Here is a 20,181-nt window from a genome sequence, read left to right as displayed (position 1 = left end):
GATGATGAATCTCATCCGTGTCGGCGATGATACCGACCACGGCGGCAAGGTGATCACGGGTTCGTCGACGATGCGCTTCGACGGTCGTTTCGTTGCTCGCAAGGGGGACGAGGTAACTTGTCCCCAACATCCAGACGTCAAACCGAATTTGATCGAAGAGGGCGATGAATCGATGACAGATAACGGTGTTCCGATTGCTCGGCACGGTCACCGGGCGACCTGCGGTTGTCACCTGATTTCGAGCCTTACCTGATCGGCACGCGCTACAGAGTGACTTGATCTTCGCGGTTTGGAGGCAGGAGATCAGGCGAGCATGATTGTGCCTGGCCGCGGCGTGCAACGTCGAATTTCCGCGCCTGTGTTGGCCGACATCACGACAAGTTGGACAAAACTCGTCACTGGCGCATGCACGGCGAAGAAGTGATCCATGACGACGATGAAGGTGCTCAGGCTGGCCGCAGCGAATGCCTGTTCATCGACCGTCAACGTTACTTCCAGGCCCCGCACAAAACTCGGCATTGGTTCTCCCGGCAGCCAGAGCTGTTTGACGCGATGGCCTAGGTTCGCCAGTCCGTCGAGTTGGTTTGCATGTCCCGCGGAATGAGCGACGAATTGGCGGAACAGGCGTTTCAGTTCTGAGAGTCCGGCGCGCGTCAATTCGAACGAGTGCGGGGCGAACTGCGTGATGAGCCGCCAAGCCGCATCGCCTTCGCTCGACAATCGCGCGACTTCCGTCGGTGCATCCAGCATCACGATGCGTGAAACCATCGCTCCCTGCTCGTTTACCAGATCTCCATCCTCGGCGCCGGCCCGCATCGTGCGTGGAAAATTGCCATTCGAGCAAGTGACGTCTGCCGTTATCTGTTCGATTACGGTGTCGGTTGCCGGTCGGCCGTCGAGTTCGACCAAGCTGAGCGCGGTTTCCTTCTTTCCCGATGGCGAGGCCGCGTTATGGTGCATGAGAACCCAATAGGGGCCGGCCGGTTTGGCGGAACTGCCGTGCATGAGCGACGCGAACGGACGAATGATGTTCGCTCTGGAACTGCCTGTAGTGGCACGGACCGACTCGACAGACCAAACTTCGACACCCGCAGCGTCCGTATTCTGGGGGTGCACGGGGTACGTGTTCGTGATCGGATTCCGCTTGAGTGGCAGCGACGTAAGCCGGAACAGGTTGACGATCGGCGTGCAATTGAGCTTCAGATTGTTCGCCGACAGATTTTTTAGTCGCTGTGCCGTCCTCGAATCTGGATGAACGCCGCAAATGGCGAGATGCAAGGTAAGTTGCTGGCTGGAGCCCGCCGTATGCGCGAGCGCGGCGAGGTCGACGTCAACAAAATCGAACTTCTTCGGAAACGCAAAATATTCGCTCAGTAGCCGCAGGGCCGGAGGCCCGTCGTCTTCGTCGAGCAGCTTCTCGGCCTCATCGTAGCCGGCGGCGGCGAGCGGTGGTGTGGTCAGCATTGACCAGCGACGTTCGGCGTTTTCGACGAAGGCGGCTGCCGTGCGCATCGTCATCGTATCCATTGCCGCGCCGACGACTTCGCAGGGGCCGTTGACATGGACGCGCAACGGGCCGGGAACGGCTTCGATGCGAAAGTCGGGGCGTGCAACCGCAAAGGTGATGGAGAGCAGGCCGGTTGTGCCGGCGGGCAGGACGACGTCGGAGGGAACTGCAGTCGCCGGGGCGTAGCGCGCAGCCGAAATTCGCACGGGAGCTAACGTTACGTCATATACGGTTCGGAAGAGGCAGTCTTCCGTTTTGCTCGCCAGCTCTGTGCCGCGGGCAATGAGCGATGGCTCAGTGAGCTTTTCGAACATGTCTGAGACATCGAACTGGGCGATTGCGCACGCAGGAACCGTTCGAAGATACTGGGGATACAGCATGCCGAGGAGGGCTTCGGCGAATTCCGGATAGTTATCTTCAAGCCGACTGCCTATATCTGCGGCGAGGAGGGCGAACGATTGCAACATCCGTTCGATATGGGGATCTTCGGAATGGTCGCCGGAAATCCCCAGGCGAACAGCAATTTTGGGATAGCGTGTCGCGAAGGTTCCAATCGATTGGCGCAGTAGCGCAAGTTCTCGTTCGTAGTGCGGAAGCAGTTGATCCATTGCGTGAAGTGATGAACCGGCAAGGCGGCGAACCGATATATTCGCCGCCTGTTTCGGTTGCGCTGAATGGTGTCGGGCACGCTAAACGTCTGACGTTGCTATGATAACCGCTTGACGGAAAAAGCTCGTCGATCGACTCGGGGAGGCCCAATTCCACGATCAGCGAACCCGAAACGGCTTTGACCTGCCTGACTTCTTCGGACCATTTCAAGATGCAGCCCCCACGGCCCACAATCGTCGCTGCACAAGGTCACTTTTGACTGGCCGACGATCGTACGTTCGACAAACTTACGTTCTAGTCCTTTTAGGGGCGGGATGTCGCAAGGTAGTTCGATGTGCGGGGCCGCGTTGTGTATGATTCCGACTGCCATTTGACGAACGAACGAGCGAGCACATTTATGTACAAGGCCGTAGCCTTTGTCGTGATTGGAGTCGGCTTTTTGATCGCAGCGGCGATAAACGTTCAGCTGACGCGTGAATTCATGCGGACGTCGATCATGGTGCCCGGCGAAGTGGTGAAGTTGAACGCGGGCGGGTATCACCCAGAGATCGAGTTTGTGACGAAGGCCGGCGAACACGTCTCGTATCCGCAGGGCGGGATCGTGTCGAAAATGGCTGTCGGCGATCGACCGCAGGTGCGTTATCTCGCCGAGAATCCGATTCCGACTGCGAGAATCGATCGATTCGATGCGATCTGGGGGAATGTGGTCTTTTTCGCTGTCTTCGGATTGGGCTTCATCGTTTGTGGGCTGATCAACCTTCCGTCACGACAATAGCCGGATCACTGGGGCGCGGGCATGTCATTCTTGAGGCTGAGCAAGTGGACCTATAACACCGGGGCAGGTGGTGGCCTGAGTGTCGAGATCGTGACGGCAACCGGTGGCACGATCGTGCTGACTGACCCTGAGAAGCACGATCAGAGCTTCTATTACGGTGGCGTCGGCATCGGAATCGGCGCAGGCCTGAAGATCCCGAAAATCAAATTGCCGAAATTCTCGATACCGGAAATCAAGTTGCCGCCGATCCGGGGCCGCAGCGTCGGGGCGGCGGGTTCCACGTTGGACTTCCCGAGTTACGGCAGCATCTACATGACGAGCGCGTTTCGCGGTACAGAGTTGTCGCGATCGGATTTTCAGGGTGGAACGATTTATGTCGACGGGTCGCTGTCGGCGCTTTACGGTTGGGCAGGTGATGCGATGTTGCTTGGCATGAACCCCGCATTGATGGCAACCGGTCTATCAAACCCTGGTTTCAGCTGGTTGCTCACGCGCGCAATTTCCGAGGCGCCGGCTGTATTGTTCATGCGCGGGCAGACTGTGGGTTTCCAGGCCGGAGGCAGTGTCGGGATTCTTGCTGGATATGTTCACTGAACTAAACCAGCGATCGCGTCCCGGGGCGTGGCGTGCATCGCAAAAGCTCTTTGCCGGTCTCGGCCGACAGAATGACGAGTTGAATGTAGCTGTTGGAGTGAGCGTAGGGGCCGAAGAACGGGTCCATGATGGCCGAGAACCGATGCAGGCTAACATTTCGTGTCGCAGCCTCCGAGAACGAAAGCAGGATTTCCACGCCACGAACAAATGACGGGAACTGGTTGTCGAGAGACATCCACCTGATCGCCGGTTTGTAGCTGAGGTCTACGATCGCATCGATACAACGCTGAGCCGCGACGCTGGATCGCGGGGCATGTTGACGGAGAAAGTCCTTCAAGGCCGGCAATCCGGATCGCGTCAAATCGAGCGGGTGAGGTGCCAGGGCCGACAGGACGCGCCATAGCGCTCCGTGTCCACGCGGCAGGGATGCCGGCAAGGTTGGCCGTGAAAACAGGGTAATGGGGCAGGTGAGCGCGGAGCCTTCGTACAGAAGATCGCTATCTGGCGCGCCGATCGGCAAGCGCGATGGCAGTTCGCCGTTTGTTGCCAGCACGTCGACGTCGACCTGTGGATGTCGCGGATTCGCAGGATGACCGTTTAAATTCAACAATGTCAGTAACGGTGTTGTAAACGCGGCGCTTGGCGCAGCTTCTGGATCTCGGCAGGCGACCCAGTACACGGTGGAAGCCTCCGGGGACTGAGTGTGACTAAACGCCCGATACGGCAATACTCGAATTCTGGAGGTCGGGTGCGCGACACCAGGCACCTTGTCCTTCTCCCATTCCGTACGATCGCCCAGGTACACGCCTTTGATCGAATAGACGCTGAGGGGGACTCCAGTCGCCAACGGAATCGGGACGATGGGATAGGCCGCATCGCTGCTCGTGAGCTGGATCGGGGTTGCCGCGCGCTCGAACAGATTGACGACTGGTGTACAGAACAGCCGGAACGCGCTTGTGCCTAGCGTTGCCAGAATCTGAGCAGCGGCAGAATCGTTGGGCGTACCTTGCACGGCAACGTGGAGCGTCAGGCGCCGCGCCCCGGCGGCGCGTGCAGCGCGGCGGATTCGACCCAGGTCGATGTCGACGAAATCGAATTTTTCCGGATAGGCGAAATACTCAATCAGACTCCGGAAAGACTGTGAATCGGTTGGCTCTTCGTCGGGCAATAGATGCTCGTCATCACCAAAGCCAATTGCTTCGATCGGGACTTTCGACAAGCTGATCCAGTGCCTGCTGTCGTCCGCTTCCACATAGGCGCTCGACGCCCGAAGCAGGAGTGCGTCGGTCAGTGCGACGACCAATGACCTGTCTCCTGCCAGATGTACGCGAATAGGGCCGGACGGGATCGCCTCGTCGAAGATCTGGGATGCCGCTTCGCTCGCAAAGCTGATCGAAATGATGCCCGTCACCTCCGCCGGGATGCGTGCCGATGCGGGCGCGAGCGTAGCCGGCGAATAACGCGCCGAATGTACGCGCAACGGCGACAACGTGACGTCGTACACGGTACGAAATCGACAGGGCGCCGCGTTGGCGTCAAGCATCGTGCCGCGTGCGATAGTCATCGGCTCGGTTAGCTGGCCAAACATTATCGCCGGATCGAACGAGGCGAGCGCACATGACGGAATGGTACGCAGGTACTGCGGATAGGCGACTTCGAGAAGGGCTTCGGTGAATTGCGGATAGTCGTCGTCGAGTTTCGCGTCAATGCGTGCAGCCAGCAGTGCGAACGACTGCATGATTCGATCGACATGCAGGTCCTCCACGTGGGCGCCGGCAATGCCCAGGCGTGCCGCGATCTTGGGAAAGCGCCGGGAAAATTCCGCAAGATGGCGGACCAGCATCCCAACTTCGTGTTCGTAATGTGACAGCAGATGGTCCATTTGCTATGAATGTTCAATAATCCATAATATTCAGGCCCTGTTTTTCTCGAGTCGAGATCTGGTTCAATCGCCGTGCAGCCATATTAGAATGGCTCGGCCGACAAAAAGCTGCCCCCTCCGCTGAGAGATTCCGAGGCTACAAATGCAAATGTCAGAAATTGCGAGCTTCTTCCAGCTCCAGAGCAATCGCCTGTTTACGATCCAAACGCCGCTGAAAGGGCGATCGGATCTGGTGCTTGTCGATTTCCATTGTACCGAGGGGTTATCCCAGAATTTCGAGACCCACGTTCGACTTGCGTCTCAAGACAAGAACATCGAACTGAAAAAGCTGATCGGTCAGCCGGTTACGATTACCTTGCAGTTGACCGATGCGCTCGCCAGTTCCGAAGAGCGCTATTTCCACGGATATGTTGCAGCGTTCTCGCATCTCGATACGGATGGTGGTTTCGCCATCTATAGCGCCACGATTCTGCCGTGGCTCTGGATGCTCTCTCGTCGACAGGACATCCGGATCTTCCAGGAAGAGAACACTGAGGCGATCCTCACGCGGGTGTTCCAGGAGTATGGAAAGCTCGCGTCGTTCGAGTTCCGCCTGTCGAAGGGAACGAAGAACCGCAGCTATTGCACCCAGTACCGCGAGACGGATCTTGCCTTCGTCGAACGGCTGATGCGAGAGGATGGCCTCTTCTACTACTTCGAGCATGCGAAGGATGGGCACAAGCTGATCATCGCGGATCACTCGGTGACGGCCAAGCCGATCGACGGGCGTAGTCCGTCATTACAGTACAACCAGGACGAGCCGCTCGATAATCTGGCCGTCGTCACGTCGTTTCAGGCCCAACGTCATCTTGCACCCAGCACGGTCGGACTGAAGACCTTCGACTACAAGATTCCCCAGGCGCGACGATTCGTTTCAGGCGGAACTGAAGTCAACCAGGGCGAAGTGCCGTCGTACGAGATCTATGACTACCTGGGCGAACATGGCTTTGCGGATAGCGATCGAGGTGAAGAACTCACGCGTTTCCGGACAGAAGCGCTCGCCGCGCACAGCAAGACGTTCGTCGGAACGACGACCAGCCGGCGGATGATGCCGTGCCGATACTTCGAGCTGGACGACCACTACGATCATGCGAGTACCAAACAGGAAGATCGGCAGTTTCTGTTGCTGACTGTCTCGCACACCGGCACGAACAACTATCAACCTGGCGAGGGAAGCTCGGCGTACTCGTGCAGCTTCACCTGCATTCGCAAGAAAATTCCTTATCGTCCCACGTTCGAGGGCGAGCGTCCGACGATCGTCGGGCCGCAGACGGCGATTGTCGTCGGCCCGAAGGGCGAGGAGATTTATACCGATAGTCTCGGACGCGTGAAGGTCCAGTTTCATTGGGATCGTCTGGGCAAGCGCGATCAAGGCAGCTCATGCTGGGTGCGTGTGAGCCAGCCGTGGGCGGGTAGCGGATTCGGGATGGTCCAGATTCCGCGAATCGGCGACGAAGTGGTCGTGAGTTTTCTTGACGGAAATCCAGACCGTCCCCTGGTGACCTCGCGCGTCTACAACTCGCAGAACATGCCGCCTTGGGAACTTCCGGCCAACGCGACACAGAGCGGGATTCTGACGCGCTCAACCAAGACCGGTAACGTCAACACCGCCAACGCGATCCGCTTCGAGGACAGGAAAGGTGCCGAAGAGGTGTGGCTGCATGCCGAGAAGGATCAGCGCATCGAGGTCGAGCACGACGAGTCGCACTGGGTTGGCAACGATCGCAGCAAGAATATCGATCACGATGAGACGGTGCACGTGAAGCACGATCGGACCGAAACAGTCGACAACAACGAGACCATTCACATCGGCGTGGATCGAACGGAAACCGTAGGCAATAACGAAACGCTGACGGTCGGCGGCAATCGGAACGAAACAATCCAAGGGATGGAAAACCTCTTGATCGCATTGACGTCCACAGAAACGGTCGGGCTCGCAAAAGCCTTGACGGTCGGTGGTGCATATACGGTCACGGTTGCCGGCGCGATCAATACGGCCGCCGGCCTTGCGAGTGCCGAAGAGGTTGGCCTGTCGAAAACCACGATGGTCGGGAAAACCTACACGATCACGGCCGGCGACCGAATCGAGCTTAAGACGGGTAGCGCCGTTCTCATTATGGAGAGCAACGGGCACATCACGTTGCGCGGAACGCAGTTGCTGATTGAGGGCTCCGGGCCAGTACAGATCAACGGTAAGGACGTTGACGTCAACTGACAGGGGGAGCGATGGAATTCTCCAATTACACGCCTTTCCCCGCGCTAGCGTTCGAGTCGTTTACGCCGGATGGCGCGTCGTTCCATACAGTCGTCTTGCGGCAGACCTTCGAACTGCGAAACGGTTCGCTGATACTGGCGCAAACTCAGAAACCTCTCGCAACGTCCGATCGTTTCCACGGTGAGGTGAATCAGTCCAGCGTGGCAGAGGAAAGCGACCTCGCTCCGTATAAACCGTCTTGCGACGTTCTGATCAACGGGGCGGCCTATGCACCGCAGGGTCGACCGTTGTCGCGCTTCATGGTTGGCGTCCAGATTGTGTCCGCGCCTGTTCGATCCAGTGAAGATGCGGGCGTGCTGACGACGAAAGTGTTGCTCGATCGCAGACTATCGGTACACGGCCGAAGATACTTTGCTCGGCGGTCGCTACTTGTTAGATGCATGAATCGACTTGTGAAGGTCGGTACGCTCGGGATAGTGCGCCCCCTGGATTGGGAACTGACGGTGGCGGAGCCCATCACGCAGTTACCTATTCGCTACGAGTTCGCGTGGGGAGGGCAATGTCGAGTCGATGCGGGGAATCCGGCCGAGAAACGTGTGCCGAACGCATCTCGCCTTGATGACACGCAGCGGGCCGCACATCCGGATCAAGAGCGTGTTCCGATCGCGCATACGATTTGCGAAGACAATCCGATCGGTCTAGGGTTTGCGGAGTCCTGGTATATGAAGGCGGTCAGGCCAGAGAAGGTAGCAGCGCCGCAGATCGAACCCAGTGGCGAACCCGTTTCCGTACAGGTGTGGCTTGATGCCTCGAATGGTCAGGCATCGCCATTGTTGCAACCCGTCGGTTTCGGCATTGTTGGTAAAGCGTGGCGCTCAAGGCGGGGGCTTGCCGGTACCTACGACGATCGGTGGCTCGAAGCGCGTCATCCGGGCTTGCCCGAAGATTTTCAGTTCGGCTACTGGAACGGCGCGCATTCGGCGATGCAGGTGCAGCATCTCATGGGCAATGAGACACTCGTGCTGAAGAATCTTGTTCCTGCCGGTACCCCGGGCTCGAAGCCAGACGAACAGGGCAACACGGTCATGCGTATGACTTTGCCAGGCCATTTGTCGATGGGGTGGATATATACCGAGCATTCGCTAAAGTTCGCACCGCTTCTACTCGATACGCTGTCAGTGGATCTTTCGGACGTGTCAAAGCCGGAGGTGACAATGATTTGGCGCGCAACGCTGATGAAATCGGTGCGCGCGCAGCGCTTTGAAGCAAGGTTCGTCGACCGGACTGACATGGAGCGCATTGTTGCGCGTTCGACGGAAGACTCGATCGGACGGGCGGGGGCGCAACATGGCTGAGCCGCTGGAAATTACGGTCACTGGGGACGCTGGTGACGTTTTCCGTGAGCACTTCAACATCCAGAGTGTCGAGCAGGCCCGCGACGCAGTGAACAATCTGGATTCGCTATGGAATACACAGAACCCGTGGAGCGATCGTCCTGACCTGCGAGACATATTTGACGAGGCGGCGAAGTCGGTTCAGAGGCGCTTCGAGACCGGCGTCTACAAGCCGGAGGAAAAGGCACAGCCGTCCGATCATTTCTCAACGGGAAACCGGATTGCATCGAGACAGGATGGCAGTTTCAAAGCGGTGAGTAGCACGCCCGACGTTTGCAAGACGCCGATGGGCAGTTCGACGCCACCGGTGCCCTATCAGATCGTTTCGGATCTGAGTGGCTCAGCCGGCATCGTGCCGACCGTGAGATTCAACGGTAAGCCGGCTTACGTGCTCGATCAGAGCGTGGTCCCGACGTGCACGGGTGACGAGGCGGGTTCGGCCACTGGTGTCGGTTCCGGCACGGTGGGAGGCGAGACCAAGCCAACGCGAGGCAGCACGACAGTTCGAGCGGGCGGCCATCCCGTGATACGGGATGGCGACCCCTGCACGATGAACTCCGGCAACTGTACGGGAACCTACGTGACGGCACCTGCGCCGGGAAGTTCGGTTGATGCGAACGGAAACGTCGTGGGGGACGCCAATCCGCCACCCGACAAGGGTGTGATGCATCAAGTCGGTGGGTTCTTCAAAGGGGCCGGCGGCGCGGTGTGGGATATGGCGAAGGGTTTGGGTGGACTGGCAGTCGGAGCGGCCAAGTTGTCGCCAGTGTCGCAGGCTGCCGAAGGCTTGTCCGACCTGACGGGGCTATATGACTATCATGGATACTCCCAGACCGTCGATTCTGCCGGAAAGACGGCGCAGGCAATCTACGATCATCCTGGGGCGATTGTTGATGGCATCACCAAGCCGTATATGGAGGCGTGGAGCCAGGGCAACTATGGCGAGGCGCTGGGGCGCGGCGCGGTCGACATCGGCGGTTTGTTTGTCGGTGGTGTCGGCGTAGCCGGCAAGGCTGGCGAAGCGGCGAATGTGGCTGGCAAGGTCGGAGAGGCGGCTAACGTTGGCGGTAAGATTGGAGAGACAGCGAGTGTGGCTGGAAAAGTCGGCGACGCCACGACTGTCGCTGGCAAGATGGGGGAGACGGCTGAAGCGACAAGCGCAGCAGGTCGAACGGGAGAAGCCGCGAACGCTGCAAAGGCTGCGGATACCGCGGGTGAGTCGCAATTGGGTCGAGGAGCCGTTGGCGACGATGCGACGACTGCAGGTACGAAGGCGGCGGGTGACGCGGCGGGGACCAACGCTCCGGTTGTCCACAAGAGCGAATTCGACGCGTTGGCGGATATTTCTGGAGATGGGATTCGAGTCAAGCCTTCAGGAGGAGCCTGGAAGTACCCGCCAAACTGGAATAGCTGGGTCAAGAAGGGCGGGAAAATTGTCACCCACGAAGATGGATCGGTCACATACATCCGCAAGGATGGCGTGCAGGTCACTTACAACAAGGAAGGATTCCCCGATTTCTCACCGCACGCTACCGAGTCGGTCAAGATCGACGATATGCAGTTTAACCATACGAGCGACTTCAGAAAGGCCAACGAGAAGATCGGACTGACAGGAAGCGATCCGCCCGATGGATTTACGTGGCACCATGTGGAAGACGGCAAGACAATGCAGTTAGTACCACAATCGATTCACAATGTTGCCGAAGGTGGTTTCCCTCATGCTGGCGGTGTGTCCGTCGGTGGTGGCGGGTAGGGATCCGCAGAACTGGATATTTGATGGTGAAAGCACATGAGAGCGTTGACGTATTCAACACATAGCCATTCGTCAGTGCGGTACGACGGTGCTGCCGACGATGCGATTGATGAGTTTTTTTCGTCGCACGAGCTGATGTGTCCAGCAGCCTATAAGGCTTTCTTGCAACAGTACAACGGCGGTTGCTTCAATGAAGGCTATCTTCAGGACACCCCGTTGGGTCCGTTGTTGGTTTCCTATTTTTCAACTCTTTCGCCCAGCAAGAATCGGCATATTCCTACGCAGATGGAAAATCTGGACGAATATATTCCGGTTGGCTTCGTGCCTATAGCTGATGATCCGGGCGGAAACTTGTACCTGTTGGATTGCGATCGAAATCCGGATCGCAATGGGAAGGTATATTTTTGGAATCATGAGGGTGCGGAGCCTGCGGAAGATCCAACATTAGGCAGCTTCGATAACATAACGCTACTGTTTGATTCATTCTCGGAATTTCTGGATGCATTGAAAGATAAAGATTTGGCTTGATGGCTTGGATTGTGATTTTTAAGGAATGAAGATGGATTATCCTCTGTCTGGTGAAACGGAGGCTGCTGCGGCATCGCTACTCAATGCCTCCCCGCAACCCAAGAAGATCGGGGCGAAAACGGTAAATGTGATTGAGCGGGCTGACGGCGCGATAACGGCTTTTTCCGAGAATGGAAAGGTGTATTCTGTTCGTATCAGGAGCCCGTTTTCGGGTGATGTTCGTGGAGTCGGGATCGGTTACGCGAAAGATGAGGTCATTCGTGTTTTGGGGAAGCCAGATAGGTTGTGGCCTGTTCATGACGGTATCGATCGTTGGTTTTACGACGCGAAGGCCTTTATGAGGGTGGATTTTAATCCGGATAGTGATTTGGTTGAATTTATATATGTCTAAATGAAAACCCCGAGGTTCTTTGAAAGGTAGTGAATATCTTCGAGGGAGCAAAGCCAGCCTTCAAGAGCCGCGGCAATAAATGTGGAATCTGAGGAGCCAGACGTCCGGCGGTCCGGTACACGAGTCTCCACCGTTCCGCATTTCAGCATACATCGCATTGTTGATTTTCATGTCATCCCTCTGGCGCTGGTCTCGATAGTCTTCCTTTCGATTCGCAGCGGAAGTCCGCACCGTAGTCCGGCAACAGCTTATTGCACGTGAGCAGCAACTGCCGCTGCGCGTCCGCCGCCGACATGTGCTGGATGAGGCGGGCGTCAGTATTCGCTCGGGCATCGCCACGGCGTTCGGGTTCGTCGAGCGAAAGCGATTACAGGCGCGCCGGGTGCTTCCTGCAAGTGATCGGCCAGCGGCATGGGTGTGCGGGCCAATCCGCGCCCGAAGTACGCGAACGCACCCACACGCGCCCCGGGAATCGATCTTCGCCGCTCGCGCGCGGGCGACGCGCGAATCCCTTCGTCGGGCAGGTTGTCGAGGAGCCATCAGGCCGGACGCTCGGCCGACGTATCGATGAACGGTTCCACGCGCAGTTCTGACGCTTGCGACGGCGGATATCCGACACCTGCAGCCGGCGCGCGGCGACCACTGATTTCACAGACCCTCCACATGGTTCGTCCCTGCAGCGGTCCTGCCGAATTTCCGGCAAGGCCGTCGCGCATCCATTGCCGGGAGAACATCATGCGATATCCGTTGCAGTACTCCGACGCAGGCACGTCGGTGCCGCTTCTGTCCGAACCCGATCCGCACGCCCTGGCGTCGCGGGCGGACATCGAGGAGGTGTGAGCCATGAGCAACGAAGCACTTGACCCGCTACTGCGACAGTTCGCAGAGAAGCGGTTGGGACGGCCCCTCGCGCCGGGTGAAGAACAGGCGCTGCTGGAGCGGCTGCCGAGCAGGCATGCCGACCACCCGGCGCCTGCTCCAGGCACGGCCGCCCAGGCGCACGCCACGAACCCGCCATTGCAGTTGAAAACCCGGCAGGAGGCGCGCGAGCAAATCAAGCATTTCCTGCAGCTCAATCAGCAGAAGGCATACGAGAAGATGCGCGGCATCCTGCAGACAATCGACGCGCAGAACGAGACGACGCTCGGCATGCTGGCGTCGGAACAGCGGAAGGTGTCCGGGGTGCTCGATGCGCACGAGTCTGCGGACGACGCTCAGGCATCCGGCGAGGCCGACATCCAGGACAGCACCCGTCAGGCGCTGGCGATGATCGGTGAACAGCTGACGAGTCTCATCCGTCAGGAAATCGAAGCATGCTTCCGGCAATACGTCGACTCGCTTGCCGCACGGCTCGATGCGATATACGACCGGCTGCAAAGCCTCGGCGCCTGTTCGACCGAACTGTCCGAATCGACGGCGCCGGATGCCGCCGCCGCGGTCGTTCACGACACCCCGGGCCCAGCGTCCATGCAGTAGCACGCGGGTCATGCGGCTGAACGCGAAAAACGGCCGGCCCCGATGTGCGACCTCTCAACTACGTGAACCAAGGAGCAGCAAATGACTCATTCGTGTCAGGTGTGCCAGGTCAATCCCGCGATTACCGATGCGGTCACGCAGGTCAACGTCAAGGTGGTCGCCGAAGCGCCGGCAATGGCGATGGGCTCGCTGTACCAGGCCCAGAGCCATTCGCTCAGCATCCTGTTCGAGAACGCGGTGCAGCAGCAGTCGCAGGCCGCGATCCAGTCGCAGACGTCGACGAACGTGGGGACGATGCAGCTCTACACGATCGGGCCGGAAAGCGCGGGCGCGGCCGCCACGGAAATCGGCGCGAACGGGATCATCGCGCTGCTGGCCGACGTGATCGCGATCGGGAAGGCGGTGAAGGGCACCTAAGGCGCCGTCGCAATGCCGTGGTCGAGCGGCGGCGCAAGCGGCACGAGCCGCCAATACGCCCGCCGCGCCGCGGATCCGCAGCACGGCCGCCGGTACCTGAGCAGCGGTGCCGCGCGGCGTTCCGGAGCAACCGACAGAACGGGCCGAGCCGATTCGATGCGGCGCCCGTTCGCAAATCAGGAGAAATACGATGGCAAACGACGCAAATGCGACCGCCGACGATTCGAAGGACCCCTGCGACTGCAAGACCTGCGCGGTCAATGCCGCGATCACGGACGCGGTCACGCAGACCAACGTCAAGGTGGTGGGCGAAGCGCCCGCGATGGCGACGGGCTCGCTGTACCAGGCCCAGAGCCATTCGCTCAGCGTGTTGTTCGAGAACGCCGTGCAGCAGCAGTCGCAGTCCGCGGTGCAGCTGCCGACCTCGACGAACGTGGGGACGATGCAGCTCTACACGCTCGGACCGGCAAGCGCGGGCGCGGCCGCCACGGAAATCGGCTCGAACGGCGTGCTCTCCGTGCTGGCTGACGTGCTCGCGATCGGCAAGGCGCTCGCCTGACGCGTAACCCGGAGTCGGCGCCGGGCGGCGGCCCCGGTCACGGTGGCGGCCGCTCGGCGCCCGATGTCGTGCCGACACCCGCGACGGCGGGCGCCCGCGTCGCATCGCCGGTCGCGCGGCGCGCTTCGCCGACCGACCCACTCATGCTTTCGCCGTGACCGCGCCGACTGCGTCGCGGCGGCGAGCAAAACAGGAGTAACGACATGCCGGAACAGGCCTCCGCCGCGATTGCCGATGCGGTCACGCAAGCCAACGTCAAGGTGGTGGGTGAAGCGCCCTCCGTGGCCCTGGGCACACTCATGCAGTCGAACAGCCATGCGTCCGCGATCCTGCTTCACAACGCGGTGCAGATGCAGGCGAATCAGGCGGCATCCAACCTCGCCGCCACGACCGTCGGCATCATGCAGCTCTATGCCGGCTCGCCGGTGGCGGTGGCCACCGCGGCGCGATCGGCGAACGACAGCTTTGTGTCGCAACTGGCTGCCGTCGCGCAGTTGATGAACGCCATCGGCCACTGGCGCGGCTGACCTTCACCGCGCGCCGCGCAACCCGGCGCGCAACCTCCCGGCGCTGCGGCGCCGCACGACACACGTGCGTGCCGAGGCATCAATTTGCGTCGGCGATGTACCGGAGCCGCTCCGGTTGCTCGATCGTCACGCCGTGTTCGTGAAGCCGGATCAGCCCGTCGCGCTGCATCTTCTGCAGGGTGCCGTTCAGTCGCGGACGGCTGACGTTGAGCATCGCGGCCAGGATGCTCTGACTCTCCGGCAGCGGCACCTCGAGATCGTTCCCTTGCATGCGGTTCAGCAGATGGCGCGCGAGCCTTGCTTCGAGACGGTACAGGCACGCCGACTCGGCGAAGTCGCTGAGCTGATGGATGTGCAGGCACAGTTGCTCGTAGATGCGCTCCATGAAATCCGCGTTGGCCCGCAGCGGTGCGAAGTACTGGCGATGCAGCAGCGAAATGCGGCAGTCGGGGCTCAACTGAGCGGTGAAGCTGCGCCGGTGTGCGCGAAGTAGCGTGCTTTCGCCGATCAGTTCGCCCGGCATCGAGTGGCCGAGAATGATTTCGCGTCCGCCGGGTTCGTGCAGTGTCTTGTAGACGCGGCCACGGTGCACGAAGGCGACGAACTCTTCCGGATCGCCCTTGAAGAACAACATGCGGTTGCCGAGTTCGGGCCAGTGCGTGACATGCCGCTCGATGTGAGCGAGCAGGCTTTCCGGGAGATCCGTGAGTATCGGTATGTTGCGCAGCGTTTGGGCGTTAGCAAGGGCAGGCATGTTTTCGGTGCGAGGTTGTTTGACGATGCGGCCACCTAGCGGAAAACGCTGCCTCTGGCACTGCGTGAAAAAAATAATGAAGAGAGCGAAATAATCGGCGAGCAGTCCAGATGTGACGCCACTTCGACGGCAAGGACGCTCGGTCGACCGATATGGATAGCGGCGTGAGGGCGCGCGAACTCATCGCGGCGGCAGTCGTTCTTTTTTCATGGAAATGCCGTTATTTACGCCCGACGGAGCGCCTGACACGACGGAACGGGCTGCGCCCGGGAGTCAATAATTTCCGTTCATAATAATCAAGAAAATTGACCAAAACGATTATCTTGATAATGGTGTTACGCGGGTAACAGCGTCATTCTCAGGATCAAATCGATTCTGTGCTTTCCATAAAAAAGGAGGGCACGGGATGACAACCTCGAACCAGCACGCTGCCTCGCCGGCAGCGTCACAGGCGCAGCAGCTCGATCACACGTGGCGTGAAATGCAGGGGAAGTTGCGACGGCGGGCGCGCCTCTTGTGCAAGGGTGATATTCACCGTGCTGACGAACTGCTTTCGGATACCGCACTCAAGGTTCACATTTACCTGCAGCGTTCGCCCGAGCGCGTTCGGAACCTGGCCGGCTTTCTCTTTCTGGCGCTGAACCACGCGTTCCTCTCTGGCGCGCGCCACCGTCAGCGCGAAAACGGCATGCTCGAATTCGACTCGAACTGGGACGACGATCACACCGCCGAGCTGGCTGGCCATGCACCGTCGGTGGAGCAGCAGCTACTGCTGCGGCAGCAGTTGCTGCGTCTCGAACAGGCGCTGTCCATGCTTCCGCCGCAGCAGCAGGTGCTATTCACGCTGAAGTTCGAGGAGGACCAGCCCTATCCGCATATCGCGGCGATGCTCGGGATCAACGAACCGCTTGCCAGAAAGCGCGTCGAGCTGCTGCGCAAGAAGTTGCGCGCGGAACTCGCTTGAGCGAGTTCACGAACGCAGGGACGCAGCGTTCCTAACGGCATACGCGGCGTCGATGGCCCGCCCGTTCCTTCAATCGCATGCCGGAGCCGAGATCCGAGGAGGCCTCGTGGCAGACAAAGTCAATGAGCAGGTTACCGACGCGTTGACGCAGACCAATGTCAACGTCGTGGCGGGATCGCCGGCACAGGCGCTGGGCATGCTTTATCAGATGTTCAGCCAGGCCGTCGGCATCTCGGCACAGAACATGACGCAGCAGCAGGCGGCGCTGAACCAGATTTCGAACGCCGTCGTGTCGAAGGCGGTGGCGATGATCCTGTCCGTCGAAGCATCACCGAAGGGCACGTCCGGCGGCGCATCGGGAGGCGTGCCGCATGCCGCGACGGGTGGGCCGCAGACGGGTTCCACGCATTAGGACGCGATGACTCTCGGGATACCTGAACCATGAACATGAAAGGCATGTTGGGCGGGCGCGGCGACGACGCGCCGCAGACGCCGCGCGATGTCGAAGACGCTGCAGCCGAAGCCGCGACGCCGGCCGATGTCGCGCCGGCCGCCGCAGCGCCGAAGGTCGGCGCGCGCGCGTGGCCGGTCAACCGGCTGCGCAGGCTCACCGATGCGCTGAAGGCGCCGAACCAGATCGCGGATGCGGCCGGGCGCGGCGGCTCCGCGCTGCAGACCGTGCAGGCGATCAACGCGGAAGCGGCGTCCTACGCGACGACGCAGATCGCCGTCGGTCCGAACATGTTGATCACGCAGGCGGGCGGCATGGTCGCGCAGGCGGCGGCCAACTACTTCGAGGCGTCGACGTCGCTGGCGATCGCGGGCAAGAGCGTGCTGATGAAGGATCTGGCGCAGAAGACCATCGACGAGAACGTGCCCGGGATGGCGATGGATGCGATGGGCCTGCTGTTGACGGACCTGTTCGTCGCGACTGCGGCGATCGTCGCGGGCGCCGCGGAAGCGATCGAAGGGGAGGCCGCGAGCGTCGCGCTCGACAAGATCGACGAGAGCCTGCAGAAGTACCAGGCGCTGCTGGACAAGAAGGGCGCGTAGTGCACGCCCGCGGGCGCCGCGGCGCATCGCCGCTGCACGTCCGGTGGCGACGGAAGTCCTTGGGGACGCGAGGCGAAGGTGAGCGACGTGCGGATTTCCAACTCGCCGATTCTCGGGCACGAGCGGAGAAATAACGGTGCCACCGACAGGTGGGTCCATTGTCGCGTCGATGCCGAACGTCCCGGGCAATCATGCCCGTGAACGCAGGTCGATTGATTTTTGCGTGCACAGCGACAAAGAATCAATCGACACGACCCGCAGGGCCGCCAGGCCTGATGCGGGATGTGTGAGCGGCGGGACCGACGCACGTCCGTTTTCCCGAACACGTCGCGGCCCTGCTACCGGTAGTCCCATCGAGTCATGTGAGGAACTCATGCCCTACATCATTCAGAACGTACAGGGTCCCGCGCCGCTGGCAGTTGGCGAGTGCATCTGGGGAGATGCGACGGAAATCAATTTCGGCGCGATGACGAGCTGCATCGCGCTCGTCGAGCAGACACCGGGCCAGCCTGCGTCAGTGCGCGGGATCCATCTGTCGATCGTCAGCGGCGACGGTACGCCGATCTACGATCCGGCGTCGAACGTGGCCGGACAGGTCGGCACGATCATGCAGCCGAGCGGCAACCTGCGTGCATGCCTCGGGCGCATCGACGTCTGGCAGGCCAGCCAGTCGCAGCAGCTGCGGGATTTCTTTGTCGGACTGATGCAGAGCCTCGATATGACGACCTGGGTGCAGTTGCCGGACGGCAATCTGCGGGTGCGGTTCAACAGTGGCGTGATCCAGTATCAGCAGGGCGCCGGCGCGTGGACCGACGTGTAGCAGGCGCGGTACGGTGAAGCGGCGCCCGCCACGCGAAGGGGCACCGGCTCATACCATTTGCGTGATCGTCGTTGATGCTGCGTAGCGGCTGTTTCCGACCGAGGCTGTGTGGAAACCGTCGGTGCCCCCACTGAGACGGAATGACCCTCGTGCCAGTTCGGCGCGGCCGATTGCAGTGGTCCGTCATGTGACAGGTGCCAGGACTGGGTGCTACGGCAATGCTTGCGTTACGTTTGCGCGAGGCCCACTGGCGCTCTCAGGCGCTCGCCGCGCGTATTGCCCTCATCGTTTTCGCGAATCCCGGTATCGCGAGGACATCGAGCCAGGCTCGGCGAGCAGCGTGAGTAGCACCCGCTCCACTTCCCGCGGACGCTCCAGCATCAACGGATGGCCGCAGGCTCGCAGCACCTTATGGCTCACCCGCGGCAGCGCATCGGCCAGAGCCCGGCCGCCCGCCGCCGGCCTCAGCCCGTCGGCATCGACCGACAGCACGGCGATTAGCACGTTGGGCTTGCCGCGATCGCGCTCGAATCGTGGTGTCTCGCTCAGGCTGGCAGCACGAGTGGCGTGTTGCCGGCCTGCTGGTTCCAGTTGTCGAGCGCCTGCAGATAATCTCCCGCCGGATTCACCTTGAACGCGAGCTTCGCTGGCGCCACGGTGACCACGCCCGGCTCCGACAGATTGAAGCCCCACGCCACGCCGCCCAGATAGGCGCTGTGCTGCACATCCACCGCGATCGTCACGAGCCGGACCTGCACCAGTTCGCCGACGCGCGCTGCCATGTGCCGGGGCGTATCGACGATCCACGCCCGCTGGTAGCCCTTGCCGCGCCTCGAGCCTGCGCCTGACAAGGTCTGGATGCCGTTCTGCTTGATCCAGTCACGCAACTGCGGCGTGATGTTCGGCGTCAGATCGCGGATTGGCCGGGGCACGCCCAGATCATTGGTGCCGTACCAGGGCGACAGACTGTTGGAATCGAGCGACCAGCCGTTCGCCGCGCGTGCCCGTTCGCGCTCGTTGATCCATTGTCCCTGCGGCCGGATCAGTTGGACCAGCCGCACGTTGTCGCTGTCCAGGTCCGCGCGGAACCAGAGTGCCGTATCGACGCCCACGTTGATGCGCCCGCCAACGGGTTCGCCTGGGCTCGAGTTGTAAGGGGCATACACGGCGAACTCGAATTCGCCGCCCGAAGTGTGAATCGTCGTCATCGATTTCTCCTGGATGAATTGAGCCTGCACCGAGTAGGACGTGAGCGCGCCACACGCGTGAATGGCGTTGTTGCATGAATTGGGTGGCACACGATGATCGCGCGCAAGGATCTGGGCGAGCTCGACACGATCGTTCATCCGGACGCCGTGTTCCGCTCGCCGATGGCGTTCAAGCCGTACGGACCGGCGCCCGCGCTGCTGCTGGCGCTGCGCACGGTACTCACGATCCTGGAGAACGTCGAATACCATCGCCAGTTCGCCGCCGACGACGGCACGAGCGTCGTGCTGGAATTCAGCGCGACGCTCGGGGACAAGCGGCTGAAGGGGATCGACATGATCCGCTTCGACGTCGACGGACGGATCGTCGAATTCGAGGTGATGATCCGGCCGTTCAATGCGCTGCAGGCGCTCGGCGCGGAAATGGGCGCGCGGCTGGCCCAGCAGCTTCCGGCGTTCAAGGTCGGCGGGTGAGCGACGGCGGCGCCGAGGTGCCCGCGCGTTGCTACCCGCGATCGGGCCGCGCGCGGAGTGCATCGGGCAGCACCGCCGCCATCCCGCGCGCAACCTGACAAAATCCCGACGATTCAAGTGATATATTGTATCATCTGACGTTTTCGCCGGGGCCAGCCTGATTTGTCGGGCATGGCTGATCGCGGCGAAGCCACGCGAAGATCGATACGAAGTGACGAAAACCAGGAACAGACCGGCGCGGCGCG

At 60.6% G+C, this 20,181-nt stretch carries 23 protein-coding genes; 17 read left to right on the top strand and 6 right to left on the bottom strand.

Features of this window, described 5'->3' with window-relative positions:
* Window position 1: 1 nt before the first annotated feature.
* Window positions 2–253: a PAAR domain-containing protein gene (locus DIE21_RS29580; RefSeq protein WP_038789787.1), complete on the top strand. Its 252-nt coding sequence runs from the start codon at window positions 2–4 to the stop codon at window positions 251–253.
* Window positions 254–303: 50 nt separating this feature from the next.
* Here DIE21_RS29580 and tssF (DIE21_RS29575) read toward each other — a convergent pair whose 3' ends face one another.
* Entirely contained in the window at window positions 304–2,115 is a 1,812-nt protein-coding gene (gene tssF / locus DIE21_RS29575) for a type VI secretion system baseplate subunit TssF (protein ID WP_124500994.1), read from the bottom strand.
* Between the two features lie 398 nt (window positions 2,116–2,513).
* Between tssF (DIE21_RS29575) and DIE21_RS29570 the strand changes: the two genes are divergently transcribed.
* Entirely contained in the window at window positions 2,514–2,891 is a 378-nt protein-coding gene (locus tag DIE21_RS29570; protein ID WP_041491136.1) for a DUF3592 domain-containing protein, read from the top strand.
* 21 nt (window positions 2,892–2,912) lie between these two features.
* Complete coding sequence (locus tag DIE21_RS29565; protein ID WP_124500993.1) at window positions 2,913–3,485, top strand: hypothetical protein; 573 nt, start codon at window positions 2,913–2,915, stop codon at window positions 3,483–3,485.
* A gap of 1 nt (window position 3,486) precedes the next feature.
* Here the strand turns inward: DIE21_RS29565 and tssF (DIE21_RS29560) are convergent, their stop codons facing one another.
* Window positions 3,487–5,367: a type VI secretion system baseplate subunit TssF gene (tssF, locus tag DIE21_RS29560; protein WP_124500992.1), complete on the bottom strand. Its 1,881-nt coding sequence runs from the start codon at window positions 5,365–5,367 to the stop codon at window positions 3,487–3,489.
* 142 nt (window positions 5,368–5,509) lie between these two features.
* On the opposite strand from tssF (DIE21_RS29560), the gene DIE21_RS29555 reads away from it, so the two are divergent.
* The 5 genes from DIE21_RS29555 to DIE21_RS29535 are packed head-to-tail and all read left to right on the top strand — an operon-like array spanning window position 5,510 to window position 11,687.
* Window positions 5,510–7,621: a type VI secretion system Vgr family protein gene (locus tag DIE21_RS29555; RefSeq protein ID WP_124500991.1), complete on the top strand. Its 2,112-nt coding sequence runs from the start codon at window positions 5,510–5,512 to the stop codon at window positions 7,619–7,621.
* A gap of 11 nt (window positions 7,622–7,632) precedes the next feature.
* A complete protein-coding gene (locus DIE21_RS29550; protein ID WP_124500990.1) occupies window positions 7,633–8,976 on the top strand; it encodes a DUF2169 domain-containing protein in 1,344 nt (447 codons plus the stop codon).
* Window positions 8,969–10,768: a PAAR-like domain-containing protein gene (locus DIE21_RS38180; protein WP_124500989.1), complete on the top strand. Its 1,800-nt coding sequence runs from the start codon at window positions 8,969–8,971 to the stop codon at window positions 10,766–10,768. The genes DIE21_RS29550 and DIE21_RS38180 overlap by 8 nt, the downstream gene beginning before the upstream one ends.
* Before the next feature lie 36 nt (window positions 10,769–10,804).
* Window positions 10,805–11,296, top strand: a complete 492-nt coding sequence (locus DIE21_RS29540) for an SMI1/KNR4 family protein (RefSeq protein WP_124500988.1) — start codon at window positions 10,805–10,807, stop codon at window positions 11,294–11,296.
* 31 nt (window positions 11,297–11,327) lie between these two features.
* A complete protein-coding gene (locus DIE21_RS29535; protein ID WP_124500987.1) occupies window positions 11,328–11,687 on the top strand; it encodes a hypothetical protein in 360 nt (119 codons plus the stop codon).
* A 539-nt stretch (window positions 11,688–12,226) separates the two neighbouring features.
* Here DIE21_RS29535 and DIE21_RS29530 read toward each other — a convergent pair.
* On the bottom strand, window positions 12,227–12,424 hold the full coding sequence (locus tag DIE21_RS29530; protein ID WP_124500986.1) for a hypothetical protein: 198 nt from the start codon (window positions 12,422–12,424) through the stop codon (window positions 12,227–12,229).
* 106 nt (window positions 12,425–12,530) lie between these two features.
* Between DIE21_RS29530 and DIE21_RS29525 the strand changes: the two genes are divergently transcribed.
* From DIE21_RS29525 to DIE21_RS29510, 4 genes are all read left to right on the top strand, one after another.
* On the top strand, window positions 12,531–13,163 hold the full coding sequence (locus DIE21_RS29525; protein WP_124500985.1) for a hypothetical protein: 633 nt from the start codon (window positions 12,531–12,533) through the stop codon (window positions 13,161–13,163).
* A gap of 81 nt (window positions 13,164–13,244) precedes the next feature.
* Window positions 13,245–13,580, top strand: coding sequence for a RebB family R body protein (locus DIE21_RS29520; protein WP_124500984.1), 336 nt, complete (start codon window positions 13,245–13,247; stop codon window positions 13,578–13,580).
* Window positions 13,581–13,770: 190 nt separating this feature from the next.
* Window positions 13,771–14,139, top strand: a complete 369-nt coding sequence (locus DIE21_RS29515; RefSeq protein WP_124500983.1) for a RebB family R body protein — start codon at window positions 13,771–13,773, stop codon at window positions 14,137–14,139.
* 203 nt (window positions 14,140–14,342) lie between these two features.
* The gene (locus DIE21_RS29510) at window positions 14,343–14,666 is read left to right on the top strand and encodes a RebB family R body protein (protein WP_124500982.1); all 324 of its coding nucleotides are present in this window, start codon (window positions 14,343–14,345) and stop codon (window positions 14,664–14,666) included.
* A gap of 79 nt (window positions 14,667–14,745) precedes the next feature.
* Here DIE21_RS29510 and DIE21_RS29505 read toward each other — a convergent pair whose 3' ends face one another.
* Window positions 14,746–15,420, bottom strand: a complete 675-nt coding sequence (locus DIE21_RS29505; protein ID WP_124500981.1) for a Crp/Fnr family transcriptional regulator — start codon at window positions 15,418–15,420, stop codon at window positions 14,746–14,748.
* Between the two features lie 406 nt (window positions 15,421–15,826).
* Here DIE21_RS29505 and DIE21_RS29500 point away from each other — a divergent pair, with 406 nt between their 5' ends.
* The 4 genes from DIE21_RS29500 (at window position 15,827) to DIE21_RS29485 (ending at window position 18,257) form a co-directional block, all read left to right on the top strand.
* The gene (locus DIE21_RS29500; protein ID WP_124500980.1) at window positions 15,827–16,384 is read left to right on the top strand and encodes an RNA polymerase sigma factor; all 558 of its coding nucleotides are present in this window, start codon (window positions 15,827–15,829) and stop codon (window positions 16,382–16,384) included.
* 106 nt (window positions 16,385–16,490) lie between these two features.
* Entirely contained in the window at window positions 16,491–16,796 is a 306-nt protein-coding gene (locus DIE21_RS29495; RefSeq protein WP_124501010.1) for a RebB family R body protein, read from the top strand.
* Window positions 16,797–16,825: 29 nt separating this feature from the next.
* Window positions 16,826–17,437 (top strand): hypothetical protein, encoded by a 612-nt coding sequence (locus tag DIE21_RS29490; RefSeq protein ID WP_124500979.1) that lies wholly within the window; start codon window positions 16,826–16,828, stop codon window positions 17,435–17,437.
* Between the two features lie 373 nt (window positions 17,438–17,810).
* Complete coding sequence (locus tag DIE21_RS29485; protein WP_124500978.1) at window positions 17,811–18,257, top strand: hypothetical protein; 447 nt, start codon at window positions 17,811–17,813, stop codon at window positions 18,255–18,257.
* Window positions 18,258–18,539: 282 nt separating this feature from the next.
* Here DIE21_RS29485 and DIE21_RS37950 read toward each other — a convergent pair whose 3' ends face one another.
* Both DIE21_RS37950 and DIE21_RS29475 read right to left on the bottom strand, forming a co-directional pair.
* Entirely contained in the window at window positions 18,540–18,761 is a 222-nt protein-coding gene (locus DIE21_RS37950) for an alpha/beta fold hydrolase (protein WP_260426676.1), read from the bottom strand.
* 41 nt (window positions 18,762–18,802) lie between these two features.
* Window positions 18,803–19,465: a hypothetical protein gene (locus DIE21_RS29475; RefSeq protein WP_124500977.1), complete on the bottom strand. Its 663-nt coding sequence runs from the start codon at window positions 19,463–19,465 to the stop codon at window positions 18,803–18,805.
* 93 nt (window positions 19,466–19,558) lie between these two features.
* On the opposite strand from DIE21_RS29475, the gene DIE21_RS29470 reads away from it, so the two are divergent.
* Window positions 19,559–19,936 carry a nuclear transport factor 2 family protein gene (locus DIE21_RS29470; protein ID WP_124500976.1) on the top strand — a complete coding sequence of 126 codons (378 nt, stop codon included), beginning with the start codon at window positions 19,559–19,561 and terminating at the stop codon, window positions 19,934–19,936.
* Window positions 19,937–20,181 lie beyond the last annotated feature (245 nt).

The organism is Burkholderia sp. Bp9140, from assembly GCF_003853425.1.
Classification (GTDB): Bacteria; Pseudomonadota; Gammaproteobacteria; order Burkholderiales; family Burkholderiaceae; genus Burkholderia.
This window is presented reverse-complemented; position numbering and strand designations above follow the sequence as displayed.